The organism is Dyadobacter endophyticus (genome assembly GCF_014641595.1).
Taxonomy (GTDB): domain Bacteria; phylum Bacteroidota; class Bacteroidia; order Cytophagales; family Spirosomataceae; genus Dyadobacter; species Dyadobacter endophyticus.
Genome location: NZ_BMIA01000002.1, coordinates 1699867 through 1718591, shown reverse-complemented (window position 1 = coordinate 1718591; position 18725 = coordinate 1699867). Strand labels below are relative to the sequence as shown.

The window sequence follows — 18725 nt, the reverse complement described above, 5'->3', positions numbered from 1 at the left end:
CGTCGCAAGAGAGCCGAATGAAAAATTTAAACCGTCGGCTACTGACCCAAAGGACTTTACAGGGCATTACTTTTTTCCCGCCCGGGGAAGAAGTTTATAGTGTCCCAAATTTCCCTAAATTGCTTTTCATATTTTACGGAACCCTGACATAACCCATTAATAACCTACCTCATGTTCCTAAGAAGAGATTTTATAAAAGCGGGCGCGCTGGCGGTCGCTGGCTTGGCCGTACCCAAATGGTCGTTTGCCAAAAGTGCTGATTTTCCGGTAGTCCGCATACCGGCCGATAAACGCAGTTTCACAAGCCCGGCCGTGGAAGCGACCATTGCCCGCATGAAAAAGGTCATCAAAGACCCCGAACTGGCATGGCTTTTCGAAAACTGCTTTCCTAATACCATCGATACCACCGTACATTATAACCCGGTAGACGGCAAGCCCGATACTTTCGTGATCACCGGCGACATCGACGCCATGTGGCTCCGTGACAGTACGGCGCAGGTTTGGCCTTATTTGCCGTTGCTGAAAGAAGATCCGAAGCTAAAAGACATGGTCGCCGGGCTTATCAACCGGCAGACCAAATGCATTTTGATCGACCCTTATGCGAACGCATTCTACGATCGCCCGAAAGAGAGCGAGTGGAGCAAGGACCAAACCAAGATGAACCCCATGCTCCACGAGCGCAAATGGGAGCTCGATTCGCTCTGCTACACCATTCGTTTGGCATACAACTACTGGAAAACTACCGGCGACACCAAGCCATTCGACGCCGATTGGTTGAAGGCCATGGAACTGGTACTGCAAACTTGTAAGGAACAACAGCGCAAAGACGGGCCAGGGCCTTACAAATTCGGTCGTGTCACGTCCTGGTCTACCGATACCGTTCCGGGTAACGGCTACGGTAACCCGATCAAACCGGTGGGGCTTATTGCCAGCACATTCCGGCCGTCGGATGATGCAACCATTTTCCCATTCTTTATTCCTTCAAACTTCTTCGCCGTTGTGTCCTTCCGCGAAGTAGCCGAGTTGCTGGAAAAAGCGTCCGCTACTAAAAATGCGAAGCTGGCGGCTGATTTCCGGACACTGGCTGCGGAGGTGGAAGCTGCATTGAAAAAGCATGCGGTCATAGATCATACCCGGTTCGGGAAGATCTATGCGTTCGAGGCAGATGGTTTCGGAAATCATGTAATGATGGATGATGCGGGCATTCCGGGGCTCATCAGCTTGCCTTATCTGAATGCCCTGTCAGTCAAAGACCCGATTTACATCAATACCCGGAAATATGTGCTGAGCGATTCCAATCCTTATTTCTTCAAAGGAAAAGCCGGCGAAGGGCTGGGCAGCCCGCATACGCTGGTGAATCAGGTCTGGCCGATGGGTATCATAGCCCGCGCTATTACTTCTACCGACGACAAGGAGATCGAAGCGCAGCTGAAACTCCTCAAAACGACGCATAACCACACCGGTTTTATGCACGAGTCGTTCGATAAGGATGATGATTCGAAATTTACGCGGAAATGGTTCGCGTGGGTGAATACGCTGTTCGGCGAGCTCATACTGAAACTTGAAAAAGAACGTCCGCATTTGCTGGCGAAAGTATATTAATCGGGCGTATCGATCCGATTGCCAGATGCCTTCCGGACTATAAACCGGGAGGCATTTTTATTGTACCGGACTATTATCTTTCTTCCAAACCGGACGCATTCCTGCGCCGGTGGGCCAACTACATTTGGTTCGAAAACAATGCTGCTATGCAAACCGATACCATCCGTAACGACTGGACGCCCGACGAGATCGAAGCCATTTACAACCGCCCATTACTGCAACTGATTTACGACGCAGCGGCCGTCCACCGGCAGTGGCACGACCCGGAGCGCATTCAGGTATGTACATTGTTGTCTATCAAAACCGGCGGCTGCCCCGAAGACTGCGCCTATTGCGGACAAGCGGCCCGTTACCAGACAGGCATTAATGTAAAAGCACTGATGAAAAAGGACGACGTGGTAGCCGTCGCCCGCCGCGCCCGTGAGGGCGGATCGAGCCGTTTCTGCATGGCCGCCGCCTGGCGTGAAGTGAAAGACAACCGCGATTTCGACCGGGTACTGGAAATGGTGACCGAAGTAGCCGCGTTGGGCCTCGAAGTATGCTGCACCCTCGGCATGCTCACCGAAACCCAGGCCGAAAAGCTCAAAGCTGCCGGCCTTTATGCCTACAACCACAACCTCGACTCTTCTGCCGAATATTACGGGCAAATCATTACCACCCGCACCTACGACGACCGCCTCCACACGGTCGACCACGTGCGTAAAGCGGGCATATCCGTATGCTGCGGAGGCATTATCGGCCTCGGCGAAACCCGTGAAAACCGCATTCAAATGCTTCACACGCTATCCACCATGCCCGAGCACCCCGAATCCGTACCTGTAAACGCGCTCGCTCGCGTACAGGGTACACCGTTGGGCGATATGAAAAAGGTGGACACCTGGGAAATGGTGCGAATGATCGCCACCGCGCGCATTCTGATGCCGAAAGCGATGGTCCGCCTCAGCGCCGGCCGCATGGAAATGAGTGAGTATGAGCAGGCCTTCTGCTTTATGGCAGGAGCTAATTCCATCTTTACGAATGAGAATGGGGAGTTGCTCGTGACGCCGAATCCGGGGATGAGCCAGGACCGGGAGATGATGGAAGTTTTGGGGTTGAAAGCTTTGGTTAAAGAGGAGGTGAATGCTTAGATGAATGACCAACCAGTATTTCACATTGGGTAAATCTGATGATTTCGATCCAGCCAGCACAGAAAAAACGCATTTGCCGATCGAAAACCATGTACCCGTGCTTTAATGCTTACTCTTAGTTCGAAAAAAGTAATATCGGGACTCACGTTTTCTACTTTTTTGCTTTTGGGCAAAACACTTTTGTCTTGGTGTTTGGTGCAGGATCTCTGAATGTCGAACCAATTGCTGTTAGAGACTTTTTGAATGAAATCAGATAGCAACTTCAATTCATCTTTTTCCCACACAGACAAGCATTCATAGTTGCTGTCGAAATATTTTAGGTTCACATAGGGATGGTCGTGCATATTCCTCTGAATACCGAATATTTTACATTCGTCAATAGTGAGCAAAATGCCTCCTTTTTCATCCTTTTTGTTGATGGCCGCGTTGGGTATGTGGCGCTCAGACTTTCTACCCCGCATTCTCCTGAAGCATTTCAGAATAGAAACGAAACATATTCTCCTTCAATATGATATTGGAGCATCTGACTTCAAGAGGAAGACCATTTCTCGCTTCAATCCACGGAGCCTCATGGTGGGTTAACTCTTCAAGATATTTGGCACTTTTTTCGCCGTATACCCGCTGAACTTCGTCCAGTATATTTTCAACATCTTCCTCAATGTTGTTCACGCAATCACAGCTGGGCAAGGCTTCAAATCCGAAGCGCTTAAATTCATTGTATATGCTCGGTAGAACCGGCCCATGCGACCATGCTTCAAAATCATCGTCAAATAGTGATTTGCCGGAAAGTACTATACACCACGCTTGCGCGTAGTACAGGAGTTTTTGCAGCTTTAAATGCGTGATGGAGTCACCTGCATCCCGGTCTATATGACAGAGGAACCAGTTGGCTATATCGGTTGCTTTGTATCCATAGCTGTCGATCTTTTCCATACAATTCGGCTTGTTGATATAATAAAGTCTGACATTCAACAAACACAAAAGAAGAGAATTACGCCAAGTTTTCAATGGTGTAATTCTCTTTCCGGGACGATCTCCTATTGTAAATTATCAGGCGGCAAGCCTGGCTGTCCAAACAATAACTGTGGGTTTTCGGGCAATAGCCCTCTCGTGAGCTTCGTTCAGGCGCTTCCAATTTCGTTGCTGCTGGTGTCTAGTTTTGCAATTAACGTGGCTACACGAAGTTGATTGACGATGTGCTCTCGCATTTCAGGAGTGACACAGGTGAGGTTTTCGGTAAATAGGTATGTTTCAATGAGCGTATTGAGGGATTCTATCATTTCGCTGCCGCTGTCTTTTTGGAAGAAGTCTTTGATGATCTGCTGTTGACTCGAATTTGCAAGTTTCAACGTGTCGCGTTGATAATCAGTAGTTTGATTTTGTTGTGAATCGTGAAGTGTGTCCATAGGAATGATAAATTTAAGTGATCGTTTTTGTGTAATTTTCCAACAAGTTCAATTCAAAAAAATTACTTCGGAGAATATTTAATCAAAGTTTGCACTTCTATTTCTCCGTACTCGGAAAGGATTTCTTTCATTCTTGCTTGTGAAATGCCTCTGTTGTAGGTGAAGTCTCTCCAAGCGTAAGTCAATTTTCCTTTCTTTACTTCGGCTGGAAGTGATGGGTAGATATTCGTCAGCCACCACTGAAAAGCCTCCTCCATGGAAGCAAATGTCTTCATTAAGACAAATATAGGAATTTGTGTAGATTTCCAACAAGTGGATTTCCTTTGGTTACATGTGAATGTGTGATGAAGTGCTAATAAAAATCCCTGATAAAGCTAAGTGACTCTTAGTTTTATCAGGGATCCCTTTATCAACTAACCGATTTTACTTATCCGGCGTAAAAATGATTAACTAACAGTCACTTTCGCTCGGCTACCGACTGCATGTGGCGCGACACTTTTTTTGATCACCTTCTTCTCCTTCTTAAACTTCCTCCCAACCCAAATAATCACCCCCGTAACCGGCAGCGTAGCGGTAATGAGCGCCACAATCAAAGCTAAAATCTTCGTAGGCAACCCCCAAAGGCTCCCAGTATGAATCGGAAACACCAACCTACGCACTTTCATACCCGTGGTTTCATCATCATAAAGCCGCTTGCTGAGCAAATGGCCGTCGTTCTGGTCGAAATAAAGGAAATCGACCACATTGGCGATGGAAGCGTTTTCGTTGACTTTGGAAATGGTAATCGAAAGGCTGTCGGATTCAGGAAGTGTGAATTGAATGCGGCCAGGATGGGGGAGCAGGCGATTGGTTTCGGCGGTGATTTTGGCTAATGTGCCGGTGGAAGCAGCATTAGTAATGCCCATGTTCGCAGGCGCCTCGCGTTTTTGTTGCGGCTTGCCGTCGAAGGTCATGTAAATCATGTTATTGACCCATTTGTAGCTCCAAACCAGGCCGGTCAATGCAATCAGAAATGTAAATGGCAGTACGTAAAAGCCGAAAACAGCGTGGAGATCCCAGTTGAGACGCTTGAATTTGGCCCCCCATTTGATGGTGAGGCGCTGCTTGGTTTGCTTGCGGTTAGGCCACCAAAGGACGAGTCCCGTAATCATAATAACGAGGAACATCACACAAGCTACCCCCGTAATCAACTTGCCTGTGTCTTCCAGGCACAGGTACCGGTGCAATTGAAGCACAATGTGGAAAAACGATTCGTTTTCACGGCGTGTGTCCGTGATTTCGGCGGTATAAGGATTTACAGCCACGGAAAGAACATCCTTTTCTTTCTTGCCTTTCACCAACCCGAATATGACCGTCCGGTCGGGGTGAGGCTCAATGGCGATGCGAGCAATGCGTTGCTTGGGATAGGCGCTCGCAACGGTGGCATGGAGATTATCCATCGGAAGCGGAGACTGATCTTTCGGGACTTCAACGACGTGGAGTTTGCGATAAATCACCGGTTCGAGCTCTTCTTCGAAAACCAGGATGCTTCCGGTGAGCGCCACTATAAAAACCACAAGGCCGGAGGAAACCCCCAGCCATAAGTGTAGTTGCGATGCAATTTTCTTGAATGTCTTTTTCACGGATTTGATGAAATAGCACGCATTTTAAAAGGTGTAAGAAATAGTCGCCATGAAGTTGCGCGGCGCGCCGGGGAAGAGGCGCAGGTAATCGTAACCGCCTACCCAATAAGTTTTGTTACCCAGGTTATTAAGGTTCACCTGGAACTGAAATTTGTCGATTTTGTAGTAAAGAGCTCCATTCAGCAAGGCATAACCCGGCAAGGTCTGGCTGTTGTTCAGCGAGAGGTTGCGCTCGGTCACGAAGTTTCCGCCGAGGCCTACTCCGAAGCCGCTGAGGAAGTTGTTTACGAAGGTGTATTTCGTCCAAATGCTTCCCTGATTTTTCGGGGCATTCGGTTTTTGCAGATTTACGAACACCTGGTCTGCGGCGCGTGAACCCGCGTCGGTGATCTTTGCGTCGTTGTAGCTGTAAGTTGCGATGACGTTCCAATTTGGGTGAATGTTTCCTGTCACGTCAAATTCTACCCCTTTTGCGCTTTCTTTGCCGACCTGGATCATCAGATCGGGCCTGTCGGCTGCATTGGCTGAATATAATGTGTTGGTTTGGCTGATTTTATAAACCGAAACGTTCGCGGTTAGGCGGCCATCGAGCCATTCGGTTTTCAAACCAGCTTCCGAAAGGCTGCTGCGGATCGGGTCGAACGGCCCGCCTGACAATGGGTTGCTTTGTACAACCGGATCCTGCGGATTGTAACCCTGTGTGTAGGTACCATACACATTAATATGATTAGTCAAGGAATACACAGCCCCAATCCGCGGCAGCAATGCATGCTGTGTTACATTCGACTCGTTGTTGGTGGTGTAGCCTTTCTTGTCGATATAAGTATCGTAACGCAGGCCAAGAAGGATTTGCAAGCGCTTGATTTTCAATTGTTCCTGCAAATACAAGCCGTGCAATTTGTAAAGTACCGGCGTGGTAGCTGCATTCGCCGTCACGTTGTAAATGTATTTGGAAGGATCTTCCATGTTGTTGTTCTGCAACGTCAGGTCGTAATGTGAGATATTTGGCTTGGGAATGCTGTAAGTCACGCCGTTTTCCACGTAGTTGTAGAAAACATACTTTTCGGGCGTTTTGGCATTGTAGGCCGCCGCACCACCGGCTTTGAGCAGGTAACCATTAGCGGTTTGCTGACCGGAACCTTTTGGCGTCGACGACTGGATGAAGTCATACCCGGCCACCAGTTTGTGCTCTGCGATACCCGTGTTGAAGTTATGGTTGAAAAACAGCGACACATTATCCATGAACGACTTCGTTTTACGGATAAATACCTGGCGGGCGACGAGGTTTTCAATTGCCTTTCCAGCCGAGTCGACGCCATTCGTGTTGCTGCTGCGGTGTTCGAGCAGGTCTTCGGAGTAACCTGTGCGCAGGTAAGCGACGTTGAATGAGGTGTTTTGGGTAAACTGATGGTTCAATGAAGTCGTGATCAGATAGGTTTCTTCATTGAGATAATCATTCACAGCATTCAATGACGTGCGGATCGAGCTTGAATAAAGGTCGTTGCCTTTAACAGACTGCCCACGGTCGAGGCGGCTGTTGGAGCGGTTGAAAACAAGGTCGAAGTTGATGCGGGTCTTTTCGGTAGGCAGAAATGATACCGATGGCGCAATGATGATGTTTTTGTCAAACTGCATATTCCGGAAGCCCTGAGCATTCACATAACCAAGATTGAGGCGGTAAAGCAGAGTCTTGCTTTCGTTCATCGGGCCGGTGAAATCGGCTAGCGTACGCAGGGTATTGAAGCTGCCTGTTGTAAAACTCAATGATTTTTGAGGCGTTGCGAGCGGTTTTTTGGTGACACGATTGATGGTACCACCCGGGGAAGTATTGCCATATAGTGCAGAGGCGGCGCCTTTGATCACTTCCACGCGTTCGAGGTAGTTAACCGGCGGCTGTTTCCAGAAACCAGAGAATGTACGGAGGCCATTCACAAGCTGGGTAGTGCTGCCGCCATTCATACGGAAACCGCGGATCGTCAGGTCATCATAAAACGTGAACTGATTCACACCACTCATGTTCTTCACGGCATCACCCATGAGGAACGTGCCCTGGTCGCGCATTACTTCCTTGGTAATGTAGGCGATCGCCTGCGGCACCTCTTTAATGGGCGTCGCGGTTTTGCTGGCGATGAAAGAAAGGTCGTTTTTATAAGTGGTTTCGCGGCGACCGGTGATCTCCACGGTTTGCAGTTCCTGTGTGTTTTCTTCGGAGACGATTTCAAGTGTAACGGTCTCGTCCGCCTTCAGATGCACGCTGCGGTCGATACGTTTGATGCCTACGCCTGTGCCCACCAGCTGATAACGCCCGGGAGGCAATGCATTAAATTCAAAATCGCCGCCGGCGTCGGTAAGTGTTCCCTTGCCTGTCCCTTTGAGGATCAGGTTGATAGACTCCGCAGGCTGCCCCGCGGCGTTTTTAATATTGCCTTTGATCTGGCCCGTTTGTGCGAAAGCGCCAGAGCAGCAAAGAGAAAGGATGAGTAAGCAGAATATCCTCATGATACAGGGATTAAATAAAATAGCTAATGCCGAAGCGGTGGCAAAAGTAGTCTTATTTAGACCAATCCCAAATAATGAATTCTGTTATTCTTCGCTCATTTTTTAATTCGTTCTAATTATTCAATTTTTTCTGCCAATATTTTTATAACCAATCAAATGTGGCTAAAAGTTACATTTGATTGGTTATAAAATGAGACGATAATTCCTGATTTGACTATCCGAGGTTGGATTTAATGAATGCCAGTCCGTCACGCATGAGCTGCTCTTCGGAATCGAACATTTTGCGCCAGATATTGGCAACCGGCAATTTCGGGCTGAATGCCTCGATGCTGATCCATCCGTCATACTTAATGTCGCGGATCGATTGGAACACGCCTTCCCAATCCACATTGCCCTTGCCAGGCGTGGAACGGTCGTTTTCGGAAAGCTGGATGAATGAAATCCGGTCTCCGGCCTTACGAATGGTGTCGCCGATATTCTTCTCCTCGATGTTCGCGTGGAAAGTGTCGAACATGATCTTGACATTCGGATGGTTCACATCGTCCACGAAGCGAATAATCTCGTCACCGCAGCTGGTCAGGTATAGTTCGAAGCGGTTTAGGTATTCCAAACCGAGGGTAATGTCGAGCGATTCAGCATAATCTGCTACTTCGCGGATTCCCTCGATTCCCCACTGCCATTCTTCCTCAGTTGCCGGTTGTCCTGTGAAAACACCCAACGCGGAATGGTAAGGGCCCATTAAGCGACTCGCCCCGAGCACAAGCGAACAATCTAATGCGCTTTTTAAATGGTCGATCGTGTGGCGGCGCATGGCGGGGTCGTCGCTGATCAAATGTTCCGAAGGTCCGCAGATTGTATCGGTCTCGCAGGCGAGGCCCAGGCTGTCGAGCTTCTGGCGGAACTTGAACCAATGCTCGGGATTTGTATTGAAAATCGGCACTTCGACGCCGTCAAAGCCGATCTCTTTAATGAGTTCGAGGGTTGGAAACAGGCTTTCGTCAATCTGGGTTCCCCACAAAAGGAGGTTCATGCTGTACTTCATCAAAAATCGGATTTATCTCGCTGGCGAATGGGTAAGTCGGGAGTTAGGTTCCCGGTTCTTTTCAGTATACAATCTTAAAGTAAAAAAGTACTGTTCAATATACACGTTTTGACGAGTAGTTAGCTAATATTGATAAGTTGACAGGTACCTATGGGAATATTGGGTTAAAATTGAATCACAGCCTAAAAAAGAATGGCGGCCCTTTTAAAAAGGACCGCCATTGATGAAGCGTATTTTAATGCTATTTACTGGACCCGGCTGAAAATGAGCTGGTTGCTGTTTTCGTAATAAAGAACCAGCCTATTGGTTTTCAAATCGTACAAATTCACGTTGGGTAGCGCATTCACGAACAGGTTTCCCCAACTAGTCTCCGCTCTTTCGGTCCCGCCCCCTCCAATCTGTATCGTATTTTGCTGGGCGGTTTCGTAAAAACCAGTGAGAATGTTCGTGGAAGTGGTGCCTTCCAGTTCGCCTTTGTCTTTAAAATTGAGGCCTATATCCATCACGCCTTTGGTAGTAGCGGGTTTGCTGATGGTGTCATCCTCCTGCACGATACTTTCCAATTGCCATTTGCCGGTCAACTCCACGTTGCTGCTGATTGTGGTAGTTTTTCCACAACCGGTCAGCAGCGAAAAAAACAGCACGTATGCTGTCGGAATTAGAAGGCCTTTCATACACGTAAATAAGTTTCAGAACTACCTAAGATTGACATCGAACTCGCGAAAAAGGTTGCAAAAAAGTTAAGCGGCTCTATAAATTTATAAAAAATGTGCCAGCGTTCCGAACGTGGGCAGCATAATTTATAACGGTTGAAAACTGATAATCTTTTGCCGGCGGCTCAATCTATTTTTAGGAATAAAATTCAATAGTGATCGTATTTTGATATTAATAATGTAATATTGCCAATATTTTGGGTAAAATTCTGACAGAATATGAAAGCACCCATTCATAAAAATATAGAGAGCCAGGTTCGTACTGTGACGGTGCACGAGCTGAGAGAGCCCCATTTTGACCCCAATTGGCATTTTCACCCGCATTACCAATTATTTACCGTTCTAGAGGGAACTGGCAAACGGTTGATAGGTGATTCGATCCAGACGTTCGGTCCGGGTGATACGGTATTTCTCGGCCCTGATGTGCCACACCTTTGGCGCAGCGACCCGGCCTATTTTGAACCAGGTTCCCAGTTGATAACCCACGGGATCGTGCTCTATTTTCAGGAAGATTTTCTGGGAAAAGACTTTCTTGAAAAGCCGGAAATGCTCGGGCTTCGTCAGTTACTGGCCGATTCAAAGAGAGGGATTTGTTATAAGGGCGCGCTCGCCGAACATATTCGCGAGGAATTGATTTCGCTCACCGCCGTCGAAGGCTTTAAAGGGATATTGCAGCTGCTAACCTTGCTCGACAAGCTCGCGCATGACAACAGCGGCGAGTTCATTTCGAGTTACGGTTATGTCAACAACTTTAAAGTATCAGAAACCGAGCGGATGCAGAAGGTACACAACTATGTGCTCCAGCATTTCTTCCAGGAAATCCGCCTAAGTGATGTCGCTTCCCTCGCCGGCATGACCGAAGCCGCATTCTGCCGCTACTTCAAGGCGCGGTCCAACAAGACCTTTATCGACTTTGTCAATGAGATCCGCATCGGCCACGCCTGTAAGCTTCTTCTGGAAGACAAATGGACCATCGCGCAAATTGCCTACGACAGCGGTTTCGATTCGCTATCGAACTTTAACAGGAACTTCAAAAAGTACATCGGGCATACGCCGAGGGAGTATAAGGGGAATTATTGAAACAAAAACGGGGAGCCCAATCGCTCCCCGTTTTTGTTTACCCTTTCACATTATTAGTCCCATACTTCCCACGCTGCGGGCGTGAGAGCATGGCGGTAGCTTCCTTGTCATTAATGAATTGCTCCTTTTTCGGGTCCCATTTCACTTTGCGGCCGAGTTTCATCGCCGTGTGCGCCAGGAGGCATGCGGTACATGAGCGGTGCGCGATCTCAGCGTGGCTGATCGTTTGCTTGCCACTTTGGATACTTTCGATCCAGTTCTGATGCTGTTCCGGGCTTTCGTACAGATGGATCTCATTAGCCTGGATCACTGAACCGAGGATTTTCGGATCGCTGGCGTAGAATGCCTTGTTTTCTTTCGCATTCTGAGCAGCGACGGGGTCCGAAGCAGTAACGCCCACGTTTCCGCGCGAAACGAAGATCCAGCCGTCGGTCCCTTCGAATTTCACACCATTAGGATTGGTACCGCCGATTTCCATTGTTACGCCATTTTCGTACAATGCATTCACCAGGAAGTCACCATGTACGTCCCAAAGGCCGGAGCCTTTCGCAGGGAATGTAGCCTTGCCCTCGATTTCAATCGGCCCCGTGAGTTCGGTATCCATTCCCCAATGCGCGATATCGATGTGGTGTGAGCCCCAGCCAGTGATCATACCCGCGCCGAACTGTTCAAGGCGCAGCCAGCCCGGACGGTCGTTAATGTCGGTCTGCGAATGCACACGGTCTAATGTATAGTAAATCTCGGGCGTAGAGCCGAGCCACATATCATAGTTCAGGTTGGACGGAACCGGCATTTGTGCCGTATTTCCACCCGCAGGATCACCCGGGAGGCCTACATATACTTTTTTGAGTTTTCCGATGCGGCCGTTGCGCACCAGCTCGGCGGTGCGTTTGAACTGCGGCCACGGATTCATCGAACGCTGCTGGCTGCCTAATTGGAAAATAACCCCTTTCTTCTTGATCATATCGGCCATTTGCCGACCTTCCCGGATTGTGAGCGAAGTCGGTTTTTGCATATAAATGTGCTTACCGGCAACGGCCGCTTCCATAGCTGGCTGTGCGTGCCAGTGGTCGGGCGTACTGATGATCACCGCGTCGATGTCCTTCCGGCCCAGTATTTCGTGGTAGTCGTCATAGGTTTTTACCTCAAGATATTTCTCCTTTCCGGTGCGCTCGACGTATTTCCGCTCGATCCATTCTTTGCCTTTTGCCAGGCGGTTCTTGTCAAGGTCCGCCACTGCTATCACGTGTGCAGCCTCATTTTTGATCACTTCCGGCAAATCATGCGTGGAGCCGATGCGGCCGAAGCCGATCTGTCCGATATTGATTTTGTTGCTCGGCGCATTTTTACCGAAAACGCTCGATGGCACGATGGTAGGGAACATCGATGCGGCAATTATACCGGCGGTGCCTTTCGCAGTGGCTTTTAAAAATGACCTTCTGTCCTGATTTTGCTCCTGCTGATCTTTCATTTTGTATGCAGATTTAGGATTGATGACTGATATATTCGTAGTTATTTCGAGAGGGCGGGAATTGTGCTTCGCACCACATCTTGCGGGCTGGTCGCATAAGCTTTGCTGTAATTTCGAGGTTTCTGCGGTCCGATAGCCCATTCAATGGCGCCGAGGATGTGCTTGCGGAGGTCTTCCTTCTCGTAATCCTCCTTTTGATGCCCGAGCGAGGTATAGAATGCACGACCACCATCGTATTCATGCCACCAGACCGACGGAAACACGTCGCCGAATGTATCGAGTGCCTTGCCGGCAGGTTTTTGAATCGTAGAATGATCATTCACCGCGAGTACATTCAGGTTCACGCCGAGCTCTTTGATAAAATAGAACTCATCCGTTTGCCGCTGCCAGACATTTCCCAAATGCGCCAGCGACGGGTTCTTGATGTCAAGAACCTTCACCGAAAAGCTTTGTCCCGGCTCATGCCAGAAGAAGGTACCACCCAGCAAGTCTTTGAACCAACGCCATTTACGCTCCGTACCAGAAGCTGAATGCAGCCCCACGAAGTTGCCGCCTGCCTGAATGTAGCGCATTAATGCGACCCGCTGAGCGTCGATATCGAAAACGTCGTTGTTGGTATTCGAGAAAATGAGGCAGTCGTATTGTTTCAGGTTTTCGTCCGTAAACTTCGAGGGGTCGGAAGTCGTATCCACGGCAAAGCCATGCTGTTTTCCCAGAGCCAGGATCGCTACTTTGGAATTGGCGATGTTATCATGCACATAGCCTTTCCCGTTTTTGGTATAAACCAGGACTTTGACCTTGTTCCACTTAATTTTCTGCGCGAGTGTGCTTACGGGCCGCCCTAGACCTAGAAATAGCAAGCTGAACAGGCATGTTGTCAGGATGTGTTGTTTTTTCATTGAACTTATTAAGAAAAGGTTTAACTAAAATCCTATTGAATTGCCGCCATCCACAGGGAGTGAAACGCCGGTGATAAATTTCGCGGCATCCGAGCTCAGGAATACTGCTGCCCAGCCGATATCGTCCGGTTTGCCCCAGGTGCCCATCGGTGTACGGTCCATCGCTTTGTCGCGGCGCAAGGGATCACCGTTCATGGCGGTGAGCATCATGGGCGTTTCGATGAAACCGGGTGCTATGCCGTTTACACGCACATTGTAGGGCGAAAATTCAGTAGTTAATGCTTTCACCATCCCGCCGACGGCCGATTTCGAGGCCGTGTAAGCCACCACGCGATCGATACCATATAATGCGGCCATGGAAGTGATCATGAGAATGGAACCGCGCCTGCGTTCCACCATGCGCTTGCCGCACTCGCGGGTGATCGAGAAAACGGCATGTAAGTTGGTCTGGATAACGCGGTCGAAATCTTCGTCGGAGACTTCCACAGCGTGCTTTTTCATGTTGATACCGGCATTGTTAACCAAAATGTCTATTGCTCCGATTTGCGTCTCGATAGCCTCGATTAATGCGGGAATCGATTTAAGATCCGTGACATCATTGACAAAATAGCGTGCATTCGCGCCGAGTTTCGGTAATGCTTCTCTCAAAACTTCCTCGCGCCTGCCGGTGATGACGAGCCGCGCGCCCGCTTGGGCGAGGCATTGCGCAATGTAAAAGCCGATTCCACTCCCACCACCGGTGACAAGGGCGATTTTGCCTTCCAGTGAGAATACATTCAATGACGGTACTGTTTCGATTGGACTACTAGTGGACATTATTTTAATATCTAAAATCTTGATTAAAACTCTTGAACCGATCTTGCAATGCTCATTTCCAGCCCTCGGAGTTCCGCGAGCGCTTTGAGCCGCCCGATCATGGAATAACCGGGATAGGTCTTTTTGTGCAGATCGTCGAGCATTTGGAAACCGTGATCAGGCCGCATGGGCAACAAGTTGTCGGTATAATGGGCTGCATTGCGGCGCAACTCTTCCTGGTGCAATGCTTTAACTACTTCATACATATCCACATCCCCGTTCAAATGCGGAGCTTCGTGGAAATTACGATTATCTTCCATTTCACGTTTGGTGGTTCTTAGATGAACGAAGTGAATACGGTCGCCGAACCGGCGGATGATTCCCGGCAAGTCATTATCGGCGCGTACCCCCAGCGAACCCGTGCAGAATGTAATGCCATTCGCCCGGATGTTGCATGCATTCATCAGTTGCGCGAGATCGCCTTCGGTGCTCACGACCCGTGGCAAGCCGAGCAACGGCCGCGGCGGATCGTCGGGGTGAATGCAAAGATTAATGCCGACTTCCTGTGCCACCGGTGCGACCTGGCGAATGAAGTAATAGAGGTTTTCGCGCAGCTCTTTATCGCCGATTTTAGCATATGCATTGAGCAGTTCCTGAAAATTGGCCAGTTCAAATGCCTCTTCGGAGCCGGGTAAGCCCAGTAAAACGGTGTTTGTCAAGCCCTGAATATCGGCAGGCGACATATTTCGCAACTTCGCCCGAGCCGATTCCCTTACCTGCTCGTCGTAGTCAGCCTCGGCGCCAGGGCGTTGGAGAATATAGAGATCGAACAATGCGAAATCCTCCCACACAAACCGGAGCGTTTTATGGCCTTCCGGGAATGTATAGGCGAGGTCGGTGCGCGACCAGTCGAGTACCGGCATGAAGTTGTAGCACACCGTCCGGATACCGGATGCTGCCAGGTTACGCAGTGATTCCTTATAGTTCTCAATATATTGGTCACGTGACGGCAATCCTTTCTTGATATGCTCATGCACCGGAAGGCTTTCCACAACCAGCCATTTCAAAGCAGTATACCGGTCGTTACCCGCTTCAACCAGCGAGATCCTTTCCCGGATTGCCTCTTCCGTCCAAACGTCGCCAATAGGTACCTGGTGCAGCGCGGTAACGACGCCGCTGCATCCCGCCTGACGGATGTCCATCAGCGAAACCGGATCATTCGGGCCGAACCAGCGCATGGTTTGAATCATAGTCGGATAAGTTTTTATAAAAATATAAATATAATCTTGTATTGTAACCGATTGCATTAATTTGCCGTAAATTTGGTCTTCGGGATTTTCCGTGCAAAAAAGCCACCAAATTCGGGTATAAACACAAAGACGGGGTTAGTCCGCGTAAGCCCCTACAATAAAAGGATAATGGAAAAAGAAATTACCATTTACGACCTCGCAAAAATACTTGCATTGTCACCCGCTACTGTGAGCAGGGCATTAAATGATCATCCTGCGATTAACGCAAAAACCAAGGTGCTCATTGCGGAGAAGGCGGCCGAGCTCGGCTACCGTTCCAATACATTTGCGAGCCATTTGCGGACCCGCAAGACCAATACGCTTGGTGTGATCGTGCCGAGATTGAATAGTAATTTTATGTCGACTGTACTGGCTGGAATGGAGGAGGTAGCTAATAATGTGGGATATAACTTGTTGATCAGCCAGTCCCTGGAATCGGAGGTAAAGGAGCGGGCTAATGCCAAAACGATGTTTAACAGCCGTGTGGACGGTTTGCTGGTCTCCGTTGCCTACGATACCTATTCGTTCGGGCATTTTTCCACATTCATCAGCCGTAACATTCCCGTCCTGTTCTTCGATCGCATCCTGACCCATCCGCAATGCGGTGCCGTGATCATCGACAACGAGCAGGCCGGTTACGATGCCACGCGCCATTTGCTGGATCAAGGCTGCCGGAGGATAATGCACGTTACCGGCGATCTGCGAAGAAATGTGTACGGCGATCGCCTGGAAGGTTTTAAACGCGCGCTGGCTGGACAGAATCTGTCATTGGATAATCGCCTGATCCTATCGACTGACCTTAGCCAGGAAGCCGGGAGGGCGGTCGCAGAACAAATTGACCAAATGCAGGAAAAACCGGATGGCCTGTTCATCGCCAACGATCTTTGCGCGGCAATCTGCATGCAGGCTTTGAAAGAAAAGGGTTATGCAATTCCGGGCGATGTGGCTATTGTGGGTTTTAATAATGACCCCGTTTCACAAGTAGTATCGCCTCAACTTACCACTATTTTTTACCCTGGCTACCAGATGGGTAAAACGGCGATGACTACGATGATCGGCCAACTAAATGGAACCAGACCCATCGACCATTCAGAACCAATTATTTTGCGCTCGGAACTGATTATCAGAAGGTCGTCGATTCTGTTGGAGAAGTCGTAAATTGCATTACATTCAACGTTTGCCAATCGCATTCTCCTGTAATTCATTATTTTTGAAAACAAAGCAGAAACATGGAAGCTGTGGCTGAAAGACTCTATTCACTGGAAGAATACTTCGCCTTTTGTGAAACACACGAAGGCCGGTTTGAATTCGTCAACGGAGAAATCATCGAGATGTCTGGAGAAACAACTACATCCAATCGGATTGCTGGGAATATTCATCGCTATCTTGCTAAAACTTTGGAGGATGGCCCATACGAACTTTATCAGAATGCGGTGAAATTGCGGGTTGCGGAAAAGACTTTTCGTATTCCCGATTTTCTAATTTGTGAAGAAAAAGGTGACGCTATAAAATATACAGTTCTTCCCCTTTTGATCGTCGAAGTCTTGTCTGAAAGCACTGCCAACGTTGATCGCGGTGAAAAATTGAGGGAATACTCACTTATCCCATCGCTTCAATACTATCTCCTAATCGAGCAAGCCAGATGTAATGTCGGTGTTTATGTCCGTGAAGGAGAGCGCTGGTATGTGGAAGTTTTCGATAAACAGGAAGATGTGATCAAGCTAGACTATTTTAATGCAGAACTTCCATTGTCGGCAATCTACAAAAAGGTCACTTTTTCAAACGCAACTTCATTTTAGTGCTTTTCAAAGCTTAACACAAACACCTGCTGCGTCCCTCTTCCCGCCTCATTCTTCACCAGCCGGTTAAATGCAAGTACCTTTCCATCTGCCGACCAGACAAGATTCCCCAGAACGGCAACAGACGGCTCGGTTAATACCTGAATTCTTTCTTTAAACGGTGCGTCGCCAACCTCGCAAAGCACAATACTACCTTCATAAACATAGGTAATATGTTTCCCATCCGGATGCCAGCGTAGGTTGCCGGTAATGTCGGAAGCGCATTCGGTGATTTGGTGGGGCTTGCCTCCATTTGGTGAAATGATGAAAATCTGGCTGATACCCTTCGCGTCTTTGGCCAGAAACGCAAGCTGGCTGCCATCTGGCGAAGAACGAACGATGCCGGAACAGCCAGGGTGTGAGGTATGGGCCGTGAACGTCAGCCGACGTTGTGCGGCACCTTTCGGAGGCATTGGGAAATCAGTACCGGTCCCTTCCAGCGGCCCCAGCGGCCCGGGTTGGGTAATGTCTTCGGGAATATCTACGATGAAAACCTCGGGAACATCGTTGCCGTTTTTGTCTTTGACGGTGCCCAGAAATGCACGGGCGATTTGCCGGATGCCATTTTGGACAGCATAGCCATTCGTTCCTACCCAGCTGTCACTTGCCGCATGACTAATCTCATCGCTTCCCGGCGTTGGATTTGGCACTACCCGCACCACGAGTGCGCTGAACCATTCACCAGACACATTCTCATCATTTTTATCAACACTAACTGCCTTGATTTTCTTCGAAACACCGATCGTTCGCAGGTTGTGCCTCTGACCTGTCGAGTCTTCCAGTGCTTTCAGGATAGCATCGTTGTAGGTAAATCCGATCCATTGGCCATCGCCGCTCCACTCGTGCCGGTGCGTACCCCCGCGTAATGCGCCGGGGGTGTACGGGGGCGTTACGTCGCGTGCGTCCATATACACGGGCACATTCGGGCGGGCGTCGTGGATGATCACGCCTGTGCGGCGCCATTGCTGGTAGGGGTTTTCCTGGGTACTGTTGGCCAGGCCGTGAATGAATACGACCGCATGCTCTTTGGGACTATAACTCACAGCCCCGGCCCCCGGCCCCCAAGTCTGGTTATTCTTAATATCAAAAAGGACTTGTTTCTCTCCCGTTTCGATGTTCACCCGCTCAATCCGTGCCGATTCCGCGATTCCGCCTTCGTCGGTCCTGGTGTCGTAGACAAGCCATTGGCCATCGGGCGAAAAGTTATCGTTGTTGTCCAGGTCGTGATGGTAGGTCAGATCGTGCGTGATCTGTTTTTCTGCGGTGTCGGTCTGGCAGGATTGCATGCTGAATAGTATTAAAAACGATAAAACCGGGATAGAAACAAGTCTCATGGGCAAAT

The 18725-nt window shown here is 49.1% G+C and carries 18 protein-coding genes; 5 read left to right on the top strand and 13 right to left on the bottom strand.

Features of this window, described 5'->3' with window-relative positions; all coding sequences use genetic code 11:
* Positions 1–171 precede the first annotated feature (171 nt).
* Together IEY24_RS19305 and bioB are read left to right on the top strand one after the other, a co-directional pair.
* On the top strand, positions 172–1602 hold the full coding sequence (locus IEY24_RS19305) for a glycoside hydrolase family 125 protein (protein WP_188935003.1): 1431 nt from the start codon (positions 172–174) through the stop codon (positions 1600–1602).
* A gap of 146 nt (positions 1603–1748) precedes the next feature.
* Entirely contained in the window at positions 1749–2729 is a 981-nt protein-coding gene (gene bioB, locus IEY24_RS19300) for a biotin synthase BioB (RefSeq protein WP_188935001.1), read from the top strand.
* 20 nt (positions 2730–2749) lie between these two features.
* On the opposite strand, the gene IEY24_RS33120 is transcribed toward bioB, so the two are convergent.
* From IEY24_RS33120 to IEY24_RS19265, 8 genes are all read right to left on the bottom strand, one after another.
* Positions 2750–3073: an MAG6450 family protein gene (locus IEY24_RS33120; RefSeq protein WP_369009292.1), complete on the bottom strand. Its 324-nt coding sequence runs from the start codon at positions 3071–3073 to the stop codon at positions 2750–2752.
* 106 nt (positions 3074–3179) lie between these two features.
* Entirely contained in the window at positions 3180–3662 is a 483-nt protein-coding gene (locus tag IEY24_RS19295; protein WP_188934999.1) for a Panacea domain-containing protein, read from the bottom strand.
* Between the two features lie 188 nt (positions 3663–3850).
* On the bottom strand, positions 3851–4135 hold the full coding sequence (locus tag IEY24_RS19290; protein ID WP_188934997.1) for a hypothetical protein: 285 nt from the start codon (positions 4133–4135) through the stop codon (positions 3851–3853).
* Between the two features lie 62 nt (positions 4136–4197).
* Positions 4198–4410 (bottom strand): hypothetical protein, encoded by a 213-nt coding sequence (locus IEY24_RS19285; protein ID WP_090151881.1) that lies wholly within the window; start codon positions 4408–4410, stop codon positions 4198–4200.
* 171 nt (positions 4411–4581) lie between these two features.
* Complete coding sequence (locus IEY24_RS19280) at positions 4582–5757, bottom strand: PepSY-associated TM helix domain-containing protein (RefSeq protein ID WP_188934995.1); 1176 nt, start codon at positions 5755–5757, stop codon at positions 4582–4584.
* Positions 5758–5781: 24 nt separating this feature from the next.
* Positions 5782–8256: a TonB-dependent receptor gene (locus tag IEY24_RS19275; protein WP_188934993.1), complete on the bottom strand. Its 2475-nt coding sequence runs from the start codon at positions 8254–8256 to the stop codon at positions 5782–5784.
* Positions 8257–8470: 214 nt separating this feature from the next.
* Positions 8471–9298 (bottom strand): sugar phosphate isomerase/epimerase family protein, encoded by an 828-nt coding sequence (locus IEY24_RS19270; protein ID WP_188934992.1) that lies wholly within the window; start codon positions 9296–9298, stop codon positions 8471–8473.
* A 245-nt stretch (positions 9299–9543) separates the two neighbouring features.
* Positions 9544–9972, bottom strand: coding sequence for an META domain-containing protein (locus IEY24_RS19265; protein WP_188934990.1), 429 nt, complete (start codon positions 9970–9972; stop codon positions 9544–9546).
* A gap of 258 nt (positions 9973–10230) precedes the next feature.
* Between IEY24_RS19265 and IEY24_RS19260 the strand changes: the two genes are divergently transcribed.
* The gene (locus IEY24_RS19260) at positions 10231–11091 is read left to right on the top strand and encodes an AraC family transcriptional regulator (RefSeq protein ID WP_188934988.1); all 861 of its coding nucleotides are present in this window, start codon (positions 10231–10233) and stop codon (positions 11089–11091) included.
* A gap of 37 nt (positions 11092–11128) precedes the next feature.
* Here the strand turns inward: IEY24_RS19260 and IEY24_RS19255 are convergent, their stop codons facing one another.
* Genes IEY24_RS19255 through uxuA form a run of 4 tightly spaced genes read right to left on the bottom strand, consistent with a single transcriptional unit; the run spans position 11129 to position 15506 of the window.
* Positions 11129–12562: a Gfo/Idh/MocA family protein gene (locus IEY24_RS19255; RefSeq protein ID WP_188934986.1), complete on the bottom strand. Its 1434-nt coding sequence runs from the start codon at positions 12560–12562 to the stop codon at positions 11129–11131.
* Positions 12563–12603: 41 nt separating this feature from the next.
* Positions 12604–13461 (bottom strand): ThuA domain-containing protein, encoded by an 858-nt coding sequence (locus IEY24_RS19250; protein ID WP_188934984.1) that lies wholly within the window; start codon positions 13459–13461, stop codon positions 12604–12606.
* 24 nt (positions 13462–13485) lie between these two features.
* Positions 13486–14277: an SDR family NAD(P)-dependent oxidoreductase gene (locus tag IEY24_RS19245; RefSeq protein WP_188934982.1), complete on the bottom strand. Its 792-nt coding sequence runs from the start codon at positions 14275–14277 to the stop codon at positions 13486–13488.
* 23 nt (positions 14278–14300) lie between these two features.
* Positions 14301–15506, bottom strand: coding sequence for a mannonate dehydratase (gene uxuA / locus IEY24_RS19240; RefSeq protein ID WP_188934980.1), 1206 nt, complete (start codon positions 15504–15506; stop codon positions 14301–14303).
* A gap of 168 nt (positions 15507–15674) precedes the next feature.
* Between uxuA and IEY24_RS19235 the strand changes: the two genes are divergently transcribed.
* A complete protein-coding gene (locus IEY24_RS19235) occupies positions 15675–16703 on the top strand; it encodes a LacI family DNA-binding transcriptional regulator (protein WP_188934978.1) in 1029 nt (342 codons plus the stop codon).
* Between the two features lie 71 nt (positions 16704–16774).
* Positions 16775–17344 (top strand): Uma2 family endonuclease, encoded by a 570-nt coding sequence (locus IEY24_RS19230; RefSeq protein WP_188934976.1) that lies wholly within the window; start codon positions 16775–16777, stop codon positions 17342–17344.
* Here the strand turns inward: IEY24_RS19230 and IEY24_RS19225 are convergent.
* Complete coding sequence (locus IEY24_RS19225; protein WP_188935264.1) at positions 17341–18669, bottom strand: DUF3748 domain-containing protein; 1329 nt, start codon at positions 18667–18669, stop codon at positions 17341–17343. The genes IEY24_RS19230 and IEY24_RS19225 overlap by 4 nt on opposite strands.
* Between the last annotated feature and the right edge of the window lie 56 nt (positions 18670–18725).